This window comes from Photobacterium andalusiense (genome assembly GCF_900185625.1).
Classification (GTDB): Bacteria; Pseudomonadota; Gammaproteobacteria; order Enterobacterales; family Vibrionaceae; genus Photobacterium; species Photobacterium aquimaris.
Genome location: NZ_FYAJ01000024.1, coordinates 1 through 2,910, shown reverse-complemented (window position 1 = coordinate 2,910; position 2,910 = coordinate 1). Strand labels below are relative to the sequence as shown.

Below are 2,910 nucleotides of genomic sequence, written 5' to 3'. Positions count from 1 at the left end.
CGCTTCGGTATCGTACCAACACGTACTACTGACTTCCAAGTAATGTTCCTATTCTCAATGGGTATTACTAAAGGTAAGCGTGACACATTGATCAACACCTTGTTGTCATTCAAGCGTCACTACGATGCAAACGCAGATATCGAAACATTACTGCCTGAGCTAGTAGCATCTGCACCAGAAGTTTACCGTGGTCTTGGTCTTAAAGATCTTGGTAACAAGATGTTTGAATACCTAGTACGTCATAACCCAAGCCAAGTACTGAACCACGCTTACTCAAGCCTTCCTGAAATGGAAGTGAAGCCACGTACTGCTTACCAGTTCGTAGTATCTGATGAAGTAGAGCTAGTACCTTCTGACAAGCTTGTTGGTCGTGTTGCAGCGAACTCTGTTATCCCTTACCCACCAGGCATTCCAATGCTAATGGGTGGTGAAAACTTCGGTGACGAAACAAGTCCTCAAATTCAGTACTTGAAAGCACTAGAAGCATGGGATGCTGAATTCCCTGGTTTTGAACACGAAACTGAAGGCGCTGAGATCGAAGACGGTAAATACCACGTTCTTTGTATCAAAAAAGACGCACTATAATCGCCTAATGCGATAATGTGACTACCTACCAATCCCTCGCTAATCATAGCGGGGGATTTTTTTGCTTATTAAAAATTTTTCTTACTTTTTTAATGCGTCATTTTTGCATAGATATGCACACATCACTGCCGATCAACTTATCACCAATAACACCTATCAATCCATTGAAAAAAAGATAATTTTCAACAAAAAATATACAAAACACCTCCAAATAAAAATTAATAATTAAACAAAATGAACGAATATCGATACCCCTGCGAGTTAATGGAATCGTAACTAAATTTTTTCCTTCATTGATAATTTTTTGTTTTTATCAAAATACCCATCTATATTAGGTCGAACAAAAGGTTAAGTATTTACGTTAAAAATATTCAATCGTAAATGGTTATATTGTGATTATCTCGGTAATAAATATTTAATTTGAAATAATTAAGCATTTATTACCACAATAATAAATAACTCACCATGGAATCGATTTATTTAAATAAAGACAAATCCTTTTTTAAAATAGGTTTATCTCCCTTCTAATCATAGGTGAATATAATGTCATCGGAAACTGGCACTAAAAAAATGGGGCTTGTCGGGTTAACTGTACTTGTTGCAGTTAACATGATGGGTTCTGGTATTATTATGCTACCAGCAAGCTTGGCGCAAGTTGGTGCAATTTCAATGTTATCTTGGATTGTGACTGCGTTAGGCGCAATGTGTATTGCTTACACGTTTGCTAAATGTGGTGCACTTTGTAAACGCTCTGGCGGTATGTCAGCTTACGCACAAGAAGCACACGGTAAATCATCTTTTTTCATATCCTCTTATACTTACTACGTGTGTTTAGTGATTAGCTGTGTGGCAATTGCCGTTTCAGCGTTGGGTTATATCAAACCATTTATACCTTGGCTTGATACGCCGATACACACTTTCTTTGGTGTGGTTGCTATCCTTATCTTCACCATGGTAGCTAACTTTGGCGGTGCAAAAATCACTGGTCAAATCTCAGCATTTACGGTTTGGGGGATCATTATTCCAGTTGCTGGTCTGTCTATCATCGGTTGGTGGTGGTTCGATCCACAAACATTCATGAACGCATGGAACCCACATAACGACACCACAATGCACTCGGTATCTTCAGGTATCGCACTGACTTTATGGGCTTTCCTAGGTATTGAGTCTGCTGGTGCTAACTCTGATGCCGTTGAAAACCCAGAGCGTAACGTACCGCTTGCAGTACTATTTGGTACTGGTTTCGCAGCGATCGTTTACATTGCATCAACAGGTGTTATTCAAGGTATTATTCCTAACTCAGAGCTCGCAGCATCAACGGCACCGTTTGGTCTTGTGTTCAGCCACATGTTTAACCCTATGGTAGGTAACATTGTTACCCTAGCAGCAGTTATCGCATGTATTGGCTCACTACTTGGTTGGCAGTTCACTAACGCACAGGTTTCTAAAGCGGCAGCAGATGAAGGTCTATTCCCTAAAATCTTTGCTAAAACCAACAAAGCAGGCGTGCCAATTGCAGGTATGTTAATCATGCTAGCAGCTGAAATATTACTAGCAGTGATGACAATTTCTCCTAACTTGATTAGCCAGTTCAACGCGCTATTGAACCTTGCAGTATTCATTAACATGGTGCCTTACATCCTATCAATGACTGGTTTGGAAGTGCTACTTCGCAAGAACATGGTATCCCAAAAGCAATACCGTATTGGTGCAACCGTGGGTACATTAGCGGTTCTTTACAGTATCTATGGTGTGTACGCTTGTGGTGAAACTGCAGTATTCGGCGGTACTATTCTGATGTTGCTAGGTTATATATTCTACGGCTTCATCGCTGCTCGTGATACAAAACCAGAAACTAAGCCAAGTTAATTTATTAATAACCAACAAAAGTGAAAATGGGAATAAATAATAAATACGCTAACCATTAATAACCTTATTAATAACCAGCATTATTTATTCCCTGTCTATTAAATTCATAGCGCGTTTTATTACGTCATATTTATTGTGCCAATATAAAACACGTCAGTCATTCATCATTTTATTCAGGCGTTATTATGAACAACAATTATATAACCAGCAAAATGCGTACTCTCGTTATTGAGCACCAGAACATTACTCCAAACAGCTTTGCAGATCGTGCAACTAAATCGCTGATTGCTGAGTTACAAAATCGCAGTATCGGCATCATCACAGCCACGTCTTATGAAGATGCGCGTGCGGTTATCATGTCGACTCAAATCGATAGCCTAGTATTAGCACTAGAAAAAACTGAAGAGCAAATCGTTAATTCTAACGAAGAAGTTGATTTGTTAGCAGCACTACAAG

2 protein-coding genes and 1 pseudogene are annotated in these 2,910 nt (G+C 39.2%); all 3 read left to right on the top strand.

Annotated elements, in window-relative coordinates; genetic code table 11:
- On the top strand, positions 1-585 hold a 585-nt coding region (locus PAND9192_RS20035; RefSeq protein ID WP_503121370.1), incomplete at its 5' end, for an Orn/Lys/Arg family decarboxylase.
- A gap of 543 nt (positions 586-1,128) precedes the next feature.
- Complete coding sequence (gene potE, locus PAND9192_RS20030) at positions 1,129-2,454, top strand: putrescine-ornithine antiporter (protein WP_060999768.1); 1,326 nt, start codon at positions 1,129-1,131, stop codon at positions 2,452-2,454.
- A 185-nt stretch (positions 2,455-2,639) separates the two neighbouring features.
- Positions 2,640-2,910: pseudogene (locus PAND9192_RS20025) on the top strand (arginine decarboxylase); the annotation flags it as partial.

Coding starts and splice junctions, on each gene's coding strand:
- potE (WP_060999768.1), top strand. CDS start 1,129: ATGTCATCGGAAACTGGCACTAAAAAAATGGGGCTTGTCGGGTTAACT.